Source organism: Methylobacterium sp. FW102-HT35C08 (assembly GCF_058790235.1).
Genome location: NZ_JBYTCL010000002.1, coordinates 5746298 through 5762194 on the forward strand (window position 1 = coordinate 5746298; position 15897 = coordinate 5762194).

Below are 15897 nucleotides of genomic sequence, written 5' to 3' on the forward strand. Positions count from 1 at the left end.
TTTTCAGATCGTGTATTTCGTTTGCGCACAACCTTGTTTGCCGTGCGCGGCGCCCCATAACCCGGCTCCTGAAGCCAGGATGGGACCTCGATGAAGCACCTCAGCAAGACCCTCGTCGCCGCCGGCCTGACGGCCCTTCTGTCGAGTGCAGCGTTCGCCGCGCAGGTCGAGCGCGTCCGCGGCACGGTCGACAAGGCCGACGGCAGCACCGTCACGATCAAGACCGACGACGGGAAGTCCGAGACCGTCGATGTGAGCGGCGCGAAGTTCGCCTGGGTGGTCCCGTCGAGCCTCGACCAGATCAAGGACGGCGTCTTCATCGGCACCGCCACCAAGGGCGAGAACCCGATGACTGCCCTGGAGGTGGTCCTCTTTCCCGAGTCGATGCGCGGCACCGGCGAGGGCCATTACGGCTGGGACACGATCACCGACCAGACCGCTGGCGCCGGCGCCAAGGTGAAGAGCGCCATGACCAATGGCACCGTAAAGGCCGAGACGTCGAACGCGCCCAAGGTCAAGAGCGCCATGACCAACGGCACGGTGAAGGCCGACAAGGCGGCCTCGGGCGGCGAGCGCACCTTGACGGTAAGTTACGGCAAGGACGGCTCCAAGGAGATCGTGGTGCCGTCCTCGGCGCCGATCGTCGCCTTCGAGCCGGCCGACAAGGCGATCCTGACCCCCGGCTCGAAGGTCTTCGCCGTGGTCGCCAAGGACGGCAGCAAGGCCGAGGGTAAGCTCGTGGCGGTCGGCAAGGATGGCCTGACCCCGCCGATGTAGGCAGGAACGCAGGACGCCCTCTCAACCCAATCCCAACGTTCGGCGGCCGCCATGCTTCCCGTTGAGGCACGGCGGCCGCCACGACGTGCCGCTTGTGTTGACATCACGACCTGCCGTCTCGCGACTGAACCAGTGTGCAAAATTATTTCACAGACTCGGGCATCGTATAAGCCCGATTGTTTTCGTTATGCGCCTGACTTGAGAAGTAAATTCAAATATATTTAACTCATAGTTTGCGGTATTTCTTTTAGGTATGCTGGACATCTAGTTGTTAGAAGCATAAGTGTCCGCGCGTTTGAGCCCATAATGCGAGACGTGTCATGTCTATGCTTCGCGACGCCAAGATATTTTTCAAGGTTATGCTGCCTATTCTGCTGGTCGCCGTGATCTCCGGCGGTCTGATCGCATACGCGCGGCTGAACATGTTGAGCTTATCCTCTCAGATGCGTCGGATCGTCGACGTCGAGGCTCAGCACCTCAACCTGATGTTGCGATTCCGGGTCGTGGTCGGCGATCTAGCCACGCACGTTCGGGATCTGATTATTGAGACCGGCGATAAGGAAATGGCTGCCTACAAGGCGCGGTCCGATCAAAGTCGAGCGCGTGCAGACACATTGCTGCATCAATTGATTGCCTTGCCGGATGATGACGCGCAACACGCTGCGGATGTGCGTCTTCGGGCAAAATTCGCTGACTTCTTATCTGCACTCGATCACGTGTCCGCGCGTGCTCTCGTGAACGACAACGTGACGGCTAGAAATATCCTGATCAACGAAGCGGTTCCGATCAGTATCGAGATGAACAGTATCGTGCGTGCGCAACTCGAAACGCTGGAAAGCGCGCTGCAGGCAATGCGTGATCAATCCGATCATGAAGTCGAGCGGTCCGTTACCATGCTGGTCATTGCCACCGTCCTCGGTCTCCTCTCTGCGATCGGTGTCGCCGGCCTCGTCGTCCGCGTCGGGGTCACCGGTCCGCTGCGTGGCTTGCGTGGGGTCCTGCAGCGTATGGCTCAGGGGGATGTGGAGATCGCGATCCCACAGGCGGCCCGTGCCGACGAGATCGGGGCGGTGGGCCGGGCCGTCGACGATATCAAGCAGTTGGTTTCCCAGCAGGCCGAGGAGCAGGCCGAGATGCGTCAACGAGCCGCCGCCGCAGCCGAAGCGGGGCGCAAGCGTGCCATGAGCGAACTTGCGGACGCGTTCGAGCAGACGATCGGCGGGGTCGTGGACGTGGTCTCGTCCTCCGCTACGCAGCTGTACGCGACGGCCGAGATGTTGACGGCCACGGCCGCGGACTCGGCCGAGCAATCCAATACTGTTGCGGCGGCGGCCGGGCAGGCGGCGGCCAACGTCGAGACGGTCGCGGCCGCTGCCGAGGAACTCGGTTCATCCATCCAGGAGATTGGGCGCCAGATCGCAGCTTCAGTCGGCCTCGCCCGGAACGCGGTCGACGAGGCCGGCGCAACAACGCAGTTCGTCAACACCCTGCACGAATCCTCGCACCGGATCGGCGAGATGGTCGGGTTGATTGCCGATATCGCGAGCCAGACCAATCTCCTGGCGCTGAACGCGACGATTGAGGCTGCCAGGGCGGGAGCGGCCGGGCGCGGCTTCGCGGTGGTCGCCGCCGAGGTGAAGGCTCTGGCTGAGCAGACCGCCAAGGTCACCGCGGCGATCACCGGGCAGATCGACGAGGTTCGGTGCGCCACCGGACAGGCCGTCGCGGCGATCGGCACGATCACGGCGCGGATCGGCGAGATCAACGGTGTGGCGGCGACGATCGCCGCTGCGGTCGAGCAACAGGGCGCCGCGACCAGCGAGATTGTGCGCAACGTCAGCGAAGCATCAGCCGGTACCGGAGAGGTGACGACCAACATCGCCGCTGTTGCCGAGGCCTCGGGTCAGACGGGGACGGCTGCCACGCAAGTCCTTGGCGCCGCCTCGGAGATGTCGAGTCAGGCCGATCGACTGAGATCCGAGGTGATCCGTTTCCTCGATAGCGTGCGTGCGGCCTGATCGGCGGGCATCCCCGGACGGGAGCCGCCGACGCGCGGCCCCGGTCCGAAATCGGTCATCCCTTAAGGGCGGTCGTGAAATCCGCCTCGGTCTTCGACCGGATCTCGTCCTCGGTGACGCCGTCGGCGAGCTCGATGAGCTTCATGCCGCCGTTGCCCTTCTTGTCGATCTCGAACACGCCGAGATCGGTGATCACCAGATCGACCACCTGAGTGCCGGTGAGCGGCAGGTCGCAGGCCTTCAGAAGCTTCGGGCTCTCGGTGCCGTCCTTGTTCTTGGCGACGTGCTCCATGACCACGACGACGCGCTTGACGCCCGCCACCAAGTCCATGGCGCCGCCCATCCCCTTCACCATCTTGCCGGGGATCATCCAGTTGGCGAGGTCGCCGTTGCCGGCCACCTGCATGGCGCCGAGAATCGACAGGTTGATGTGTCCGCCGCGGATCATCCCGAACGAATCGGCTGAGGAGAAGTAGCTCGTCGTCGGCAGCGCGGTGATGGTCTGCTTGCCGGCGTTGATCAGGTCCGGGTCTTCCTCGCCCTCATAGGGGAAGGGGCCCATGCCGAGCATGCCGTTCTCCGACTGGAGCTGCACCGACATCCCCTCGGGAATGTAGTTCGACACCAGCGTCGGGATGCCGATGCCGAGGTTCACGTAGAAGCCGTCCTCCAGCTCCTTGGCGGCGCGCGCCGCCATCTGCTCGCGGGTCCAGGCCATATCGTTCGCTCCCTTCCCGTCCGATCAGTGCGTGCCGCCGCCGGCCGCCGCGGCCGGGGTGCTGTCGCCGCGCTTGCGCGTGGTGCGCTGCTCGATGCGCTTGTCGCGCACGCCCACGTCGATGATGCGCTTCACGAAGATGCCCGGCGTGTGGATCGTGTCCGGATCGATCTCGCCCGGCTTTACGAGGTGCTCGACCTGCGCCACCGTCATCTTGGCCGCGGTGGCCATCATCGGATTGAAGTTACGAGCTGTCATCCGGTAGCGGAGATTGCCCTCGGTGTCGCCGGTATGGGCGTGGACCAGAGCGATGTCGGCGAACAGGCCGCGCTCCATCACGTAGGGCTCGCCGTCGAACTCGCGGACCTCCTTGCCCTCGGCAACCTTGGTGCCGACCCCGGTCTTGGTGAAGAACGCCGGGATGCCGGCGCCGCCGGCGCGGATCCGCTCGGCCAGCGTCCCCTGCGGGTTGAACTCGATCTCCAGCTCGCCGCCGAGATACTGGCGGGCGAATTCCTTGTTCTCGCCGACATAGGACGAGATCATCTTCCGCACCTGGCGGGTATCGAGGAGCTTGCCGAGGCCGACGCCGTCGATGCCGGCATTGTTCGAGACGACCGTCAGGCCCTTGACGCCCGAGAGGCGCACCGCCTCGATCAGCTCATCCGGGATGCCGCACAGCCCGAAGCCGCCGCACATCACCATCATGTCGTCGCGCAGGAGCCCGGCCAAGGCCGCGGCGGCATCCGTGTAGACCTTCTTCATCGAACCGTCCTTTTCCCGCCGGGCCTGACCGGCCGAAACTTTGGCAAGCGCGTTTCCTCGCGCCTGCTGTTCCCGATTCCGCCGTCGAAATCCAGTGCTGCGCCGCGCGAGCCGGTGCGGTCCGGGTTGATCCGTAACCGCCGCGGCCTGGGGAGGGACCAGCGGCTTCGCGCAGGTCCGGCAGACAAATGCCGCGAAGGGCGCTAGAACACCCCCTCGACGTGCAGACCCTGCCGGGCCGCAACGGCTTGAGGGGGCCTGTTGCGGCACCCGGCTTCCGGCCGCAGCCGCGGCCCGTCCGGAGCATGATGTCGCTGCGCCGCCCGACCCTCGTCCTCGCTCTCGGGAGCCTGATCGTTGCCGGCCTCGGCCTGCGCGACTGGCCGGTCGAGGCCGACCGGGCGACGGCCTTCGTCGGTCAGGCCCTCGACGCCTACGGGCTCACCTTAAGCGCGCAGGGGCCTGCGAGCCTGACCGTGCTGCCTCTGCCGCGCCTCACCCTCGGCCGCGTGCGGGTCGCGGCCGGGACCACGGGACCGGCCCTGGTGGAGGAGGGCCGCCTGAGCATCGACCTCGATCCGTTCAGCCTGCTCGGCGGCCGCGCGGCGATCGGCGGGCTGCGCCTCGAAGGCGCGCGCCTGTCAGGGGAGGCCGCGGCGTGGAGCGGGCCCTTGGGGCGCCTCGGCGCGCAGGTCCGGTCCGATATCACGGCCCGGCCGCGCCGGATCATCGTGACCGGCGCGCAGATCGCGCAGGGCACAGAGGTCCGGGATCTCGATCTCGACCTCGCATGGCCGTTCTGGAGCGGGTCGGCCGAAGGACACGCGACGCTGACATGGCGGGGCGTCCCGACGCAGGTTGCGCTCACGCACCTCCGGCCGGCCGACATGGCCCTGGGCGGGCGCAGCCCGTTCACCGCGGCGGTGACATGGCCGGGTGGCAGTCTGGCGGCGGATGGGACCGCGGAGCCTTTCCCGGAGGCAGCCGCACTGCCCAACCTCATGGGCCAGGTACGCTTCGAGACCCGCTCGCTGCCGGAGACCCTGTCGTGGATCGGCTGGGATGCCCCGCTCTCGCCGCTGGCGGGCGCGGTCTCGGTTTCCGGCCGCTTCGAGACGGCGGAACGGTCCGTATCCTGGCCGAGCCTGCGGGTCGGATTCGGCCAGAACGTGCTGGAGGGCGCGGGTGCCGTCGCGCTCGGCCCGGGCGAGGCGCCGCGGCTGTCGATCCAGGCGACGCTGGCGGCCGAGACGCTCGATCTCGCGCCCCTGGTCGGTGATCTCGTGCGGCTGTCGGAGCCGGAAGCCGTGCCGCTGGCCTTGGCGCCGTTCACCCGGGGCGATCTCGACCTGCGTCTGTCGGCGGCCGATGCGCGGGTCGGATCGGTTCCGGTGCAGGACCTCGCGGCGAGCATCCTGGTTCGGGACGCCGCGATGGAGATCGCGGTGAATCGGGCGCGCGTCCAGGAGGGCACCTTCAAGGGACGGATGACCCTGGCGAGCGGGGCCGACCCGGCCGAGACCGAGATGCGCCTGCAGGGCAGCCTGGACCACCTCGATCTCGGGAGCCTGTCCGGCGAGATGGGGGCCTCGCGCTGGGTGGGCGGACCCGTGCAGGGGCAGTTCTCCCTGGACTCGAGCGCCCGCGACAGCGCCGGCCTTCTGGCGCATCTCGGCGGACGGGCGGCGCTGTCCGTCGAGGGCGGCGCGATCGCCGGCCTCGACCTCGCCGACGTCATCCACCGCAACGGCGCCATCGCGCCCGGCGCGCTCGCGCGCCGCAACAGCCGGACCGCGTTCGAGCGCGCCGCCATCACCCTGCGCTTCACCGACGGGGTCGGCGAGATCACCGAGGCGGGCCTGATCGGTCCGAGCGTCGGCGCGACCCTGCATGGTCAGGTCTCGCTGCCGGATCGGCGGCTCGACGCCAGGGGCAATCTCGCCCTGCGACCCGCCTCCGCCCCACCGCGCGGTCTGCTGTTCGCCGTTTCAGGACCCTGGAGCGCACCGGCCGTCCAGATCCTGGCGCATGGCGAGGCCGCGGAAGCCGCGAGCCGGCCCGGCGAGGCGATGCTGCCCGAGAGCCTCAAGCAGCCGGCCACCCTCGGCCTGCCCGGCAATGCCCGCGCCTATGCCCCGTAGCACCGCGATGGTGTCCGTCATGGCCAAGCTGTAAGGTCGGGCCCCGAACGCCTCCATGATGCCCATGCGCCGCCTACTCGTCGAGGAACCCATCACCCGTGCGGGGCCGCTGGCCCGGCGGCTGGCGCTGTTCTCCATCCTCGTGACCGGGCTCGCCCTGATCCTGGTGCGCGATCCGCGTGCCGATACCGACGCGGCGCTCGCCGCCCTCATGGCCGGGTTCGGCGTCGCGCTGGTGGCAGCCGCTGCCGCGATCTTCGCCTTCGTCCGGGTCTGGCGCGAGGGCGCGCGCGGCCTGGGCGCCGCCCTGGCCGGGCTGATCCTGGCGCTCGTCGTCCTGGGCTATCCCGCCTTCCTGGGCCTGCGCGGTCTGCGCCTGCCCGCCGTTCCGGACATCAGCACCGACATCGACAATCCGCCCGCCTTCTCGCGCTCGCGCGCCGCCTTCGCGGCCCGCGGCGGACGTTATCCGCCGGATCCGGGACCGGCGCTTCGCGAGCGCCAGCGCGGCGCCTATCCGCAGATCGCGCCGCTTACACTCGATATCGGCGCCGACGAGGCGTTCGAGCTGGCCCGAAAGGCCGCTCTCAATCGCCACTGGCAGATCGTGGAGGCGATCCGGCCGGGCGGCCGCACCGGAAACGGCCGGATCGAGGCGGTGGCCCGGGGCCTGATCCTCAACCTGCCCGACGACGTGACCGTGCGCATCCGTCCCCGTGCCGACGGGGCGCGGATCGACGTGCGCTCAACCTCCCGGCTCGGCGGACGCGACTTCGGCAGCAACGCCGACCGGATCCGCGCCTACCTGGACGATGTCGCCAACCTCGCCCTCGCGGTGAAGTGATCGTCGGCCGCGAAGGGGTTCAGGCGGCCGTGTAGGCCCCGTCCAGCCGCGGTGCGCCCTCGGACGCGGCGAGGCCGCGCCCGACGAGATCCTCCAGATGGGCGAAAACCGACAGGGCTGCCGCGCCTCTGAGGCGCGGATCGAGCCCCTGGTAGATCGCCGCGACGATGTCGGCGATCCGCGTATCGCCGGCGGCCAGACGCGCGCGAATCGCGGCTTCGCGCTGCCGGCGATGGCCCGCGAGGCCGCGGAGGAACCGCGCCGGTTCACGGACCGGACCGCCGTGGCCGGGCCAGAAGATCGTCTCGGTGCGGCCCCGCAGCTTGTCGAGGGACGCCATGTAGGACCGCATCTCGCCGTCCGGCGGGGCCACGATCGTCGTGGACCAGGCCATGACATGATCCCCCGAAAACAAGGCCTGCGCCTCCGGCAACGCGAAGGCGAGGTGATTCATCGTGTGGCCGGGCGTTTCCACGGCCACTAGCGTCCAGCCCGGGCCTGAGACCGTATCGCTCTCCGCCATGACACGCTCGGGCGTATGGGCCCGGTCGGCGCTCGCGTCGAGCATCGGCATCTCGGCCTCGGATAGCGCCCGTGCGGCCCGGTGCGGAGCGCATCCGAGGATGGGCGCGCCGGTTCGGGCGGCGAGGAGACGGGCCCCCGGAGAATGATCGCGGTGCGTGTGGGTGACCACGATGGCTTCGACCCGCTCACCGGCGAGATCCCGGAGGAGCGCATCGATGTGGGCCGCGTCGTCGGGCCCCGGATCAAGGACGGCGACGCGGTCGCGGCCCACCACGTACGTGCAGGTGCCGCTAGCCGTGAACGGGCCGCCGTTCGGCGCGATCCGTCGGCGGATCAGCGGCGCCACGGTTTCCAGCCGATCCGGCTGCGGCATCGATCGATCGAAGGTCAGGCTGCTCTCGTCCGTCTCCGCCATCGCTTCCCCCGCGCGAGATGGTCGGCCACTCCTAAAGCGGCTTCCGCCTGCATCCGCAATCGGGAAGCGGCCAGAGCCCCGCAGCACGATGCCCTGCCGCTCTGCAGGTTCCCGCCGTCCACGGCCGGTGCGATGCGCGGCGCCGGCAATACCGTGGCGCGAGGGCGGGGCCGGCTGCTCCGCTCGGCCCCGCGGGGTTTGGGAAGGCGAGGCTCAGCGCGATCGGTCTGAGCGGCGGGCGCGCACGCGGACCGGCACGGGCGCCGGCGATACGACGAGCCCGAGAAGCGCGGCACGCAACGCGTCGCCGGCCTTGTCGGCCACGTCGGCGAGGCGGCTCGCCATCGCGGCGGCCTTTGATCGAACGGCACTCTTGGCAGATTGCAGCATCGCGGATCCCGGATCGAACCTGAAGACCTATCTTCGAACGCTAGCGCCCTTGTCCCGTTCCGTCACCCATCGTCGCGGCGGGATCGGCTGCCCGGATCTACGCACACGACTCTGCCAAGTTGGCGGAACCGGACCGAAACCTTGGCGTTTTTGTGTTCAGAACGGCGCGGCTGAGCCCGCGTTGGCACTTTTGAAGGATACGAACGATGCTCGGTTGGGCCGTAACTTTTCTTGTCGTTGCCCTCGTGGCGGCTCTGCTTGGTTTCGGCGGCATTGCCGGCACCGCCATGGAGGCTGCGAAGCTGGTCTTCTTCGTGGCGATCGTCCTGTTCGCGATCTCGGCCGTTGTCGGCCTGATGCGGGGCCGCTCGCCGACCCTTTGAAGGGGGTCTGTAGCAGCCGGAACTGGTCTCAGGCTGGTGAAGCAGGTCTGAAAGGGCTGCCGCCCGACGCGGCAGCTCTTTTGCAAGTCCAGGTCCTGCACGGTTTTGCCTGCACGCGCGAGGCGGCGTGATGGGCAGACTGACGGACTTGAAGACAAGTGAATAATGTCAGGCTTTCTCGCGGTCGCCGCTGTCGAGCTTGGCGATGAGGTCCGCGAAGCGGTCGGGCACCGGTTGTTGCGCGATCGAGTCGTACATGGTGCGCAGCTGAGAGGCGATCCGGTTGCGGGTGTGCTCGCTTAATCCCGTACGGGATGCCGTGGGGCCGGTATTTGAAGCGGATGATGCGCCCGCCTCGACGGGATTGCCGGTCTGCTCGTCGGAAACGTCGTCCGCAGCACCGTCCGCGCGCGGCCGAAGCGCGCGGGGACGCGCTTCCTTTCCCTGGTCCACCATCAACAGGCCCCTTATTGCCGAAGTCGGCCCGGCCGCATTGTGCTGCGGCTCGACATACGCCATGGCTGCGCCGGCAACGCCTGCCCGCCGGGATCGGTTCCGCCGGGGGGTGGAACGGAGTGCGGGCCTCCGCGTTGGGCGGTAGGCTGCGCAGGACACAAAGCCGGCCCCGGCAGGCCCTCGGTCAACGGATCGAGGCGATCGCGGCCGGGCAACACGGCGAGGCACAGGGGATCGAATGTCGACATCGCAACTCGTGGTACAGCACCTGCCGTACCTGCGCCGCTACGCGCGTGCGCTCACGGGTAGCCAAGTGGCGGGCGACGCCTACGTGGCCGCCACCCTGGAGACCCTCGTCAACGAGCCGGACACGCTCGGCCGGAGCACCAACATCAAGGCGGATCTGTTCCGGGTCTTCACGCGGATCTGGAACTCGCTGTCCGTGAACGGCCGCAGCGAGCAGGTCCAGCACGACCTGCCCGCCGAAGTGCGCCTCGGCCAGATCACGCCGCTGCCGCGTCAGGCCTTCCTGCTCTCCTGCCTGGAAGGCTTCTCCGAGGAGGACGCCGCCATCATTCTGGGCGTCGACGTCTCTGAGGTGCGCGACCTCGTTGACGAGGCCGGCCGCGAACTTGCTGCCGACATGGCGACCGAGATCCTCATCATTGAGGACGAGCCGCTGATCGCGATGGATCTCGAGGCGCTGGTCGAAGGTCTTGGCCACAACGTGATCGGCGTGGCACGGACCCGCACCGAGGCGGTCAAGATCGCCGGCGAGGGCAAGCGTCCGGGTCTGATCCTGGCCGACATCCAGCTCGCAGACGGCTCGTCCGGGCTCGACGCGGTCAACGACCTGCTGAAGTCCTTCGAGGTGCCGGTGATCTTCATCACCGCCTATCCGGAGCGCTTCCTGACGGGCGAGCGTCCCGAGCCGGCCTTCCTCATCGCCAAGCCGTTCCAGCCCGCCAACGTCTCCGCGGTGATCAGCCAGGCGCTGTTCTTCCAGCAGACGGCCCGCCGGCGGGAAGCCAAGACGGCCTGAGCCAAGTTTGCTCTGACGCGATGTCGCGGCCGAAACCCTGACGCGTCTGCGGCACTCTCATCGATACGAGAAACCCCGGCGCGAGCCGGGGTTTTTTGTTGCCGTGCGGTCGGCGACAGGACGCAAAAAAACGGGCCGGAGAAGGCTCCAGCCCGTCGGTGAGGTTCCGGCCGATGCACAAGGGGAATGCGGGGAGGACCAGGTGGCCGGGTGCTGAGGTAACGGCCGCCGGCCAGGCAGGTTCCAGAAAATGCGCTTTTTCGGCTTACGTGGTTTCGATGCAACAGGGGATGGGTGTGGATGAGGCGGGTGCGCCGCCGCACCAACGGCCGAGCTGCCATCGAATACTTAAAGCCTCATAGACGCGAGACAGTCTAGGAACCTGTGATTGCAGGGCGCGTTATCAAAACATCCTGTCAAGCTCTCGCAATGAGGTCGGGGCAATGCTGCGGTCTGGTTTCCTCCTGGGCGTGAGTGCTCCTGCCGCTCTCCTCACCGTGCTGGTCCAGCCGGTGGTGCGCGACACGGCCGACCGCTGGACGCCCCCGACGCTGACGGCTCAGACCGTGCAGATGCCCCTGCCGGGCATGCGGCCGGTTTCGCTGGCGATCAGCCCGACCCGCGTGGCGGGTGTTCAGAAGCTCGAAAACCGGTCCCCCATCGCCGGCGAGGCGCAGGAAATGGGCATCCAGCCGGTGCTCAAGCCGCCGGTGCGTCGTATGGTCCGCGAGGGCTGTGAGACCGCTCTCAGCTCTCTGGTTGGCCCGGAGGCGCGTCGTATGACGCCGGGCCGCTGCATCTCCTGATCCGAATTTAAAGCCGGACCGCACAGCAAAAGGCCCCGTCGATGAGGCGGGGCCTTTTGCTGTGCGGAAGCCATCACAAAGAAAAACGGCGCCGGTCTCGAGGACACGGCGCCGCTACGCGACACGGTTAGTGGTCTGCCTCACTCGGCGCGGCCGGTACCCGTGGACTGGCCACCCTTACGCCCGGCGGACGAGGCGAGTTCGCGATCCTGAGAGAACGAGCGCTTCTCGGCGGGGACGCTGCGGCCGCCCTTGCTGGCGATCTCGCGCTGCCGCTCCAGGTCCATCGAGGCAAAGCCTCGCTTCGAGGTCGAATTTCCGGATGCCATCAGTTCCTCCTCAGGCTTCGCTTCACCCCGCAACAACCTTCAGCAATAACCAAGGTTCCTATGTCGAGACCTAGCCAAGCTTCGAATAGCTAAGCTTGACGGCAACCGGGGTCTTATCTGCCGCGTTGGTTGTCGATCGACCTGGGTAGACGACCGCATCTGCCCTGAGGGACGCTCGCCGAACTGGCTCAGAGGCCGGAACGGAGCGTTCGACCGTGCGGGATGCAAGAAGGTGATCGCGTATGACGAACCGCAACATGGTCAAGGATGCCGCCGGTGGTGGCCCCGATGTGAGGCCGAATACGCCGCCGCTGCCGCCGATGCCGGCCCCGGAAGACTCGGCGACGCCGACGACCCGCGAGGAGCCGGTCGACTCGCCCCATCTGAATGCCAGCCTGAAGCGCGAAGCCCCGGCGGCCGGTGAGCAGGGCCTTTCGACGCGGCGCTGATTCGGGCTCTCAGCCCGCCCGCGTTCGCGCGAGGCGGGTCAGTCCGAAAATGAGGACGCCGATCGCCAGGATCGTGACGAGGCCCGCCACCGTCAGGATGCGCCGAACGAGGGGGGTGTAGACGCCACGGGCCGCGTCGTAGCCGTAGCAGAGCAGGGCGAGGCGGTCGGCCAGACCCCCAACGCGGCCTTCCCCGGCCTCCGTGAGGGCGAAGCGGAGGTCCCGCCCGGTCAGCGCCAGGGGTGAGAGCACCCGGCCGACCCGCCCGTCACCGGTGAGCAGCAGGGCGGCGGCCGGATGGGCGAAGCTGTCGGTGCCGGGATCGTACACCGCATTGTAGCCGAGCGCCCCGGTCAGACGGGCGAGTGCGGCGTCCGAGACGATCAACGCCTTCGGCCGAACCGACGCGGCGCGTTCGCCCAACGTGTCCACGAGCATGCGGCGTGCGGCCGCGGCATCGTCGCGCGGATCGATGCCGACGAGCACCAGCGTCGAGTCACCGGGTGCGAGACCCGTCGCCGCCAACGCGTCGGCCGACATCGACACCATCGGGTCGCAGACATTGCCGCAGGTGTAGTCGACCGGCAGCAGCAGGGCGGGATGTCCCGCCAAGACCTGCCCCAGCGTCGTCGCCTGACCGGTCAGGGCGTCCGTGACGCGGAGATCCAGCGGTGCCTGCGCTCCGGGTGCCGGCGCCGCGGCAACGCGGGCGAGTTCACTCTGGCTTAGCCGCGCCCAGGCCGGACCACCCACAAACAGGACGGCCAACACGAGAACTGCGCAGACCCCGCGATGCTGGCGGTGACGGGCTGCGTCGGGTGCAGGGCTGGACAAGTGCCTGATGAATCGCATGGATGCGCAGGCTCGTCCGTTCCCGCCCCGAGACCCGTCGTGGAGCCCACGTATGACCCTCGACACCGAGGTTTCCTCTCTCAAGCAGGTGCCACTGTTCCGTGAAGTTGAACCGGCGCGCCTGAAGCTGCTGGCCTTCACCAGCGAGCGGGTGCATTTCGAGCCCGGGCAGCGCTTCTTCGCCCGCGGCGATGTGGCCGATGCGGCCTACGTGATCCTCAAGGGGACCGCGGAAGTCAGCATCGATGGTCCCGCCGGGCCGGTGCGGCTGGCGCTGCTCGGCCAGGATGCCCTGGTTGGTGAGATGGGCATCCTGGCCGAGCAGCCCAGGTCGGCCACCGTGACGGCCGAATCCGCCGTGACCGCGCTCCGCATCGACCGCGGCGTGTTCCTCGAACTCCTGGCACAATTTCCACAGATCAGCATCGCACTGATGCGTGTGCTGGCGTTGCGGCTGGAGCAGACCAACCAGGCACTGGCCGAGAGCCGGGGCTGATCAGCCTGTCAGGTAGGTGATGAACTCGAGGAGCGAGCCGTCCGGATCCCGGAAATAGACGCTGATCCCGGCGCCCGCGGCGCCGTGCCGCTCCACGGGCCCGAGTTCCACCGCGACGCCGGCGGCATTGAGATGGGCGATCGCATCCGCGATCGGCCCCGACCATCGGAAGCAGAGATCGCTGTTGCCGGGCTCGACGGGGCGTAGCGCCAGGGGCTCCGCCTTCACGCCGGGACCGTGGCAATTGAGCTGCACGCCGCCGAACCGGTAGGCGTAGCCGTTCCCCCGCTCGATCACCTCGGCGCCCACCACGTCGCGATAGAAGGCGTTGGACCGTGCCCAATCGCTGACGTGGATCACGCAATGATCGAGGTGGATCGCAGGGCTGAGCGCCAGGGCGGGCGGGACCTCTGCCGGCTCGGGAATCGTCTCGGTTTCAGGCATCGATCGCCTCCGCGCGGCGCTCGACGAAGCACCGCCTCCATTATGAATTAGGGCGCAACCGTGGCCGCGGGAGCGGGCCGCACAAGGCCTGCTGCGGCGGAAAAGCTACATCGTCACTGGCGGGGAGGCGGTAGGCAGGACCTGAGGACCTTAGCCTGCATGACAGATTTGATGACCGTGACGCGCCCCCTGGCCTGGACCCGGATCCGCCGGATCCTGCTCTCGCGCCTCGTACTCGCTCTCGTGGCGATCGCGCCCCTCGCAGCCTGCCAGACCCGCCCGGCCCAGCTTGCGCAGGATGACGACGCGGCGTGGTATATCGGCGCGAAGCCCGACAAACCTTTCGACATTCCCCTGGTCGATACCGGGCGGCTCGATCCGAAGTACCGTCGGCAGCAGGTGAGCTACAACGGCCCCGAGCAGCCCGGCACCATCCTGGTCGACATCGACAAGCGCCAGCTGATGCTGGTTCAGGCCGACGGGACCGCGATGCAGTACGGCGTCGGCGTCGGCAAGGCGGGCTTCTCCTGGAAGGGCGAGGCCCGGGTCGGCCGGAAGGGGGTCTGGCCGGATTGGAGCCCGACAGCCACCATGGTCTCGCTCAATCCGGACCTGCCGCGGACCCGTAAGGGCGGCCTCGACAATCCCCTCGGCGCCCGCGCCCTCTACCTTTACCAGGGTAACCGGGACATCCTGTTTCGGATTCACGGCACCAACGAGCCGTGGAGCATCGGCGAGCAGATGTCGTCGGGCTGCGTGCGGATGCTCAACGAGGACATCGCCGATCTCTACGAGCGCGTGCCGGTCGGGACCCGCGTGCTCGTGAAGCGCAGCGGCAAGTACCGGGCCTGACGCGGCCACGCTCTGGACGCGCGGTTCAGACGCGCTGGTCGTCCCAGGATCCGGGCCGGTGGTTGGTCCGGGTCCTGAACGCCGCCGCGCCGGCTCGAAATGACGGAATGGCCGCGCTGCCTGGCGACCGGGACCCGCCCGTCAACTGGCGGGCCTCTCGGCCGCGCCTGCCGCCAGGGGCTCAGCCGAGGCCGCGCGGGCGAGCCTGTCGAGGGCCGCGCGGTCGAGGCGGTCAACTCCCGGCGAACCGTCCGGCGTCATGCCGTCACTGGCCAGCACCGCCGCGGCCGTGAGGCCCGAGGCCGGCTCCGAGCTCGATCGCTCCGGTCCAATCGCGTAATCGGCCCAGATCAGGAGCGCCGCGCAGAGGGCGACCGTGCCCAGCAGGGTCTTGAGAAACGCCATGCGTCACAACGGTCGCTGCCGGGCCGCCGTTCCCGCGGTGCCGGGTGGAACACTTTCGCAACCCCAGAGCGGCATCCTTCGCCTCTAGGCGAACCCTGCGCCGGGGCCGCCCGGCAAAATCGCCACATTGGCGGCGCAGCATCCCGGCTTCACCAGCCTTTTGCCAGTTCGACCGCCCTCCGCGTGGACAGTCTCTCGATGATCAGACCGATGCTTGCCCTGCTCCTCCTCTGCGGCTCCGCCGCGGCGGCCGGCACGATCAGCGGCCCCGCGACGGTGATCGACGGCGACACGATCGAGGTTCAGGGCACCCGCATCCACCTCTACGGCATCGACGCGCCCGAGACGGCGCAGAGTTGCGAGACGGCGTCCGGTCTGGAGTATCGCTGCGGCCGTGAGGCCGAGCAGGCCCTGCGCGCGCGGATCGCCGGCAGCGTGGTCACCTGCGAGCGGCGCGAGGGGGGCGGCGCGGGCCGTGTCGCCGGCGTCTGCCACGTCCATGGCGAGGACCTGTCCGCCTGGATGGCGGCGCAGGGCCACGCCCTGGCCAGCCGACACGTCACGGCGTCCTATGTCCGGCAGGAAGGTCAGGCCTGGGCCACCCGCCGCGGCATCTGGGCCGGCACCTTCGAGAAGCCGGCCGACTGGCGTCAGGACCGGCGGCGCGTCGAGGCGAGTGCGGTCGACTAGGGTCCCCTCCGCCGCGGCGTCCCGCCCTTCGGCAGGACGGGGCGGGTGAATGCGGAAACCCGGAGCCATTCCGGATGGCGGCACGATCCGGCCCGGCTCC

The 15897-nt window shown here is 68.5% G+C and carries 20 protein-coding genes; 11 read left to right on the plus strand and 9 right to left on the minus strand.

Features of this window, described 5'->3' with window-relative positions; genetic code table 11:
* Positions 1–90: 90 nt before the first annotated feature.
* Together AC3WSN_RS27490 and AC3WSN_RS27495 are read left to right on the plus strand one after the other, a co-directional pair.
* Positions 91–777: a metal ABC transporter permease gene (locus AC3WSN_RS27490; RefSeq protein WP_238194802.1), complete on the plus strand. Its 687-nt coding sequence runs from the start codon at positions 91–93 to the stop codon at positions 775–777.
* Between the two features lie 320 nt (positions 778–1097).
* On the plus strand, positions 1098–2795 hold the full coding sequence (locus AC3WSN_RS27495; RefSeq protein ID WP_492542285.1) for a methyl-accepting chemotaxis protein: 1698 nt from the start codon (positions 1098–1100) through the stop codon (positions 2793–2795).
* 55 nt (positions 2796–2850) lie between these two features.
* Here the strand turns inward: AC3WSN_RS27495 and AC3WSN_RS27500 are convergent, their stop codons facing one another.
* Both AC3WSN_RS27500 and AC3WSN_RS27505 read right to left on the minus strand, forming a co-directional pair.
* Positions 2851–3513: a 3-oxoacid CoA-transferase subunit B gene (locus AC3WSN_RS27500; RefSeq protein ID WP_192706369.1), complete on the minus strand. Its 663-nt coding sequence runs from the start codon at positions 3511–3513 to the stop codon at positions 2851–2853.
* Positions 3514–3537: 24 nt separating this feature from the next.
* Positions 3538–4278 carry a CoA transferase subunit A gene (locus tag AC3WSN_RS27505; RefSeq protein WP_192706370.1) on the minus strand — a complete coding sequence of 247 codons (741 nt, stop codon included), beginning with the start codon at positions 4276–4278 and terminating at the stop codon, positions 3538–3540.
* Positions 4279–4583: 305 nt separating this feature from the next.
* Here AC3WSN_RS27505 and AC3WSN_RS27510 point away from each other — a divergent pair, with 305 nt between their 5' ends.
* Positions 4584–6419, plus strand: coding sequence for an AsmA family protein (locus AC3WSN_RS27510; protein ID WP_492542287.1), 1836 nt, complete (start codon positions 4584–4586; stop codon positions 6417–6419).
* Positions 6420–6483: 64 nt separating this feature from the next.
* Entirely contained in the window at positions 6484–7263 is a 780-nt protein-coding gene (locus AC3WSN_RS27515) for a DUF1499 domain-containing protein (RefSeq protein ID WP_492543290.1), read from the plus strand.
* 19 nt (positions 7264–7282) lie between these two features.
* Here the strand turns inward: AC3WSN_RS27515 and AC3WSN_RS27520 are convergent, their stop codons facing one another.
* Entirely contained in the window at positions 7283–8161 is an 879-nt protein-coding gene (locus AC3WSN_RS27520; RefSeq protein ID WP_492543292.1) for an MBL fold metallo-hydrolase, read from the minus strand.
* 255 nt (positions 8162–8416) lie between these two features.
* Positions 8417–8593, minus strand: coding sequence for a hypothetical protein (locus AC3WSN_RS27525; protein ID WP_492542289.1), 177 nt, complete (start codon positions 8591–8593; stop codon positions 8417–8419).
* Between the two features lie 206 nt (positions 8594–8799).
* On the opposite strand from AC3WSN_RS27525, the gene AC3WSN_RS27530 reads away from it, so the two are divergent.
* Entirely contained in the window at positions 8800–8976 is a 177-nt protein-coding gene (locus AC3WSN_RS27530) for a DUF1328 domain-containing protein (protein ID WP_007568853.1), read from the plus strand.
* A gap of 168 nt (positions 8977–9144) precedes the next feature.
* Here AC3WSN_RS27530 and AC3WSN_RS27535 read toward each other — a convergent pair whose 3' ends face one another.
* Positions 9145–9495, minus strand: coding sequence for a NepR family anti-sigma factor (locus AC3WSN_RS27535; RefSeq protein ID WP_492542291.1), 351 nt, complete (start codon positions 9493–9495; stop codon positions 9145–9147).
* A 175-nt stretch (positions 9496–9670) separates the two neighbouring features.
* Between AC3WSN_RS27535 and AC3WSN_RS27540 the strand changes: the two genes are divergently transcribed.
* Positions 9671–10474, plus strand: a complete 804-nt coding sequence (locus AC3WSN_RS27540) for a response regulator (RefSeq protein ID WP_192706375.1) — start codon at positions 9671–9673, stop codon at positions 10472–10474.
* Between the two features lie 443 nt (positions 10475–10917).
* The gene (locus AC3WSN_RS27545) at positions 10918–11280 is read left to right on the plus strand and encodes a hypothetical protein (protein ID WP_192706376.1); all 363 of its coding nucleotides are present in this window, start codon (positions 10918–10920) and stop codon (positions 11278–11280) included.
* Between the two features lie 140 nt (positions 11281–11420).
* On the opposite strand, the gene AC3WSN_RS27550 is transcribed toward AC3WSN_RS27545, so the two are convergent.
* A complete protein-coding gene (locus AC3WSN_RS27550; protein WP_010683678.1) occupies positions 11421–11609 on the minus strand; it encodes a con-10 family general stress protein in 189 nt (62 codons plus the stop codon).
* Positions 11610–11851: 242 nt separating this feature from the next.
* Between AC3WSN_RS27550 and AC3WSN_RS27555 the strand changes: the two genes are divergently transcribed.
* Complete coding sequence (locus AC3WSN_RS27555; protein ID WP_192706377.1) at positions 11852–12058, plus strand: hypothetical protein; 207 nt, start codon at positions 11852–11854, stop codon at positions 12056–12058.
* 9 nt (positions 12059–12067) lie between these two features.
* Here AC3WSN_RS27555 and AC3WSN_RS27560 read toward each other — a convergent pair whose 3' ends face one another.
* Positions 12068–12829 (minus strand): SCO family protein, encoded by a 762-nt coding sequence (locus AC3WSN_RS27560; RefSeq protein WP_492542295.1) that lies wholly within the window; start codon positions 12827–12829, stop codon positions 12068–12070.
* A 133-nt stretch (positions 12830–12962) separates the two neighbouring features.
* On the opposite strand from AC3WSN_RS27560, the gene AC3WSN_RS27565 reads away from it, so the two are divergent.
* Positions 12963–13406, plus strand: a complete 444-nt coding sequence (locus tag AC3WSN_RS27565; protein WP_192706379.1) for a cyclic nucleotide-binding domain-containing protein — start codon at positions 12963–12965, stop codon at positions 13404–13406.
* Here the strand turns inward: AC3WSN_RS27565 and AC3WSN_RS27570 are convergent, their stop codons facing one another.
* Positions 13407–13850, minus strand: a complete 444-nt coding sequence (locus AC3WSN_RS27570; RefSeq protein WP_492542297.1) for a VOC family protein — start codon at positions 13848–13850, stop codon at positions 13407–13409.
* 171 nt (positions 13851–14021) lie between these two features.
* Between AC3WSN_RS27570 and AC3WSN_RS27575 the strand changes: the two genes are divergently transcribed.
* On the plus strand, positions 14022–14702 hold the full coding sequence (locus tag AC3WSN_RS27575) for a L,D-transpeptidase (protein ID WP_192707327.1): 681 nt from the start codon (positions 14022–14024) through the stop codon (positions 14700–14702).
* A gap of 141 nt (positions 14703–14843) precedes the next feature.
* On the opposite strand, the gene AC3WSN_RS27580 is transcribed toward AC3WSN_RS27575, so the two are convergent.
* Positions 14844–15107 (minus strand): hypothetical protein, encoded by a 264-nt coding sequence (locus AC3WSN_RS27580; protein ID WP_492542299.1) that lies wholly within the window; start codon positions 15105–15107, stop codon positions 14844–14846.
* A 198-nt stretch (positions 15108–15305) separates the two neighbouring features.
* On the opposite strand from AC3WSN_RS27580, the gene AC3WSN_RS27585 reads away from it, so the two are divergent.
* A complete protein-coding gene (locus tag AC3WSN_RS27585) occupies positions 15306–15797 on the plus strand; it encodes a thermonuclease family protein (protein ID WP_492542301.1) in 492 nt (163 codons plus the stop codon).
* Positions 15798–15897: the final 100 nt, after the last annotated feature.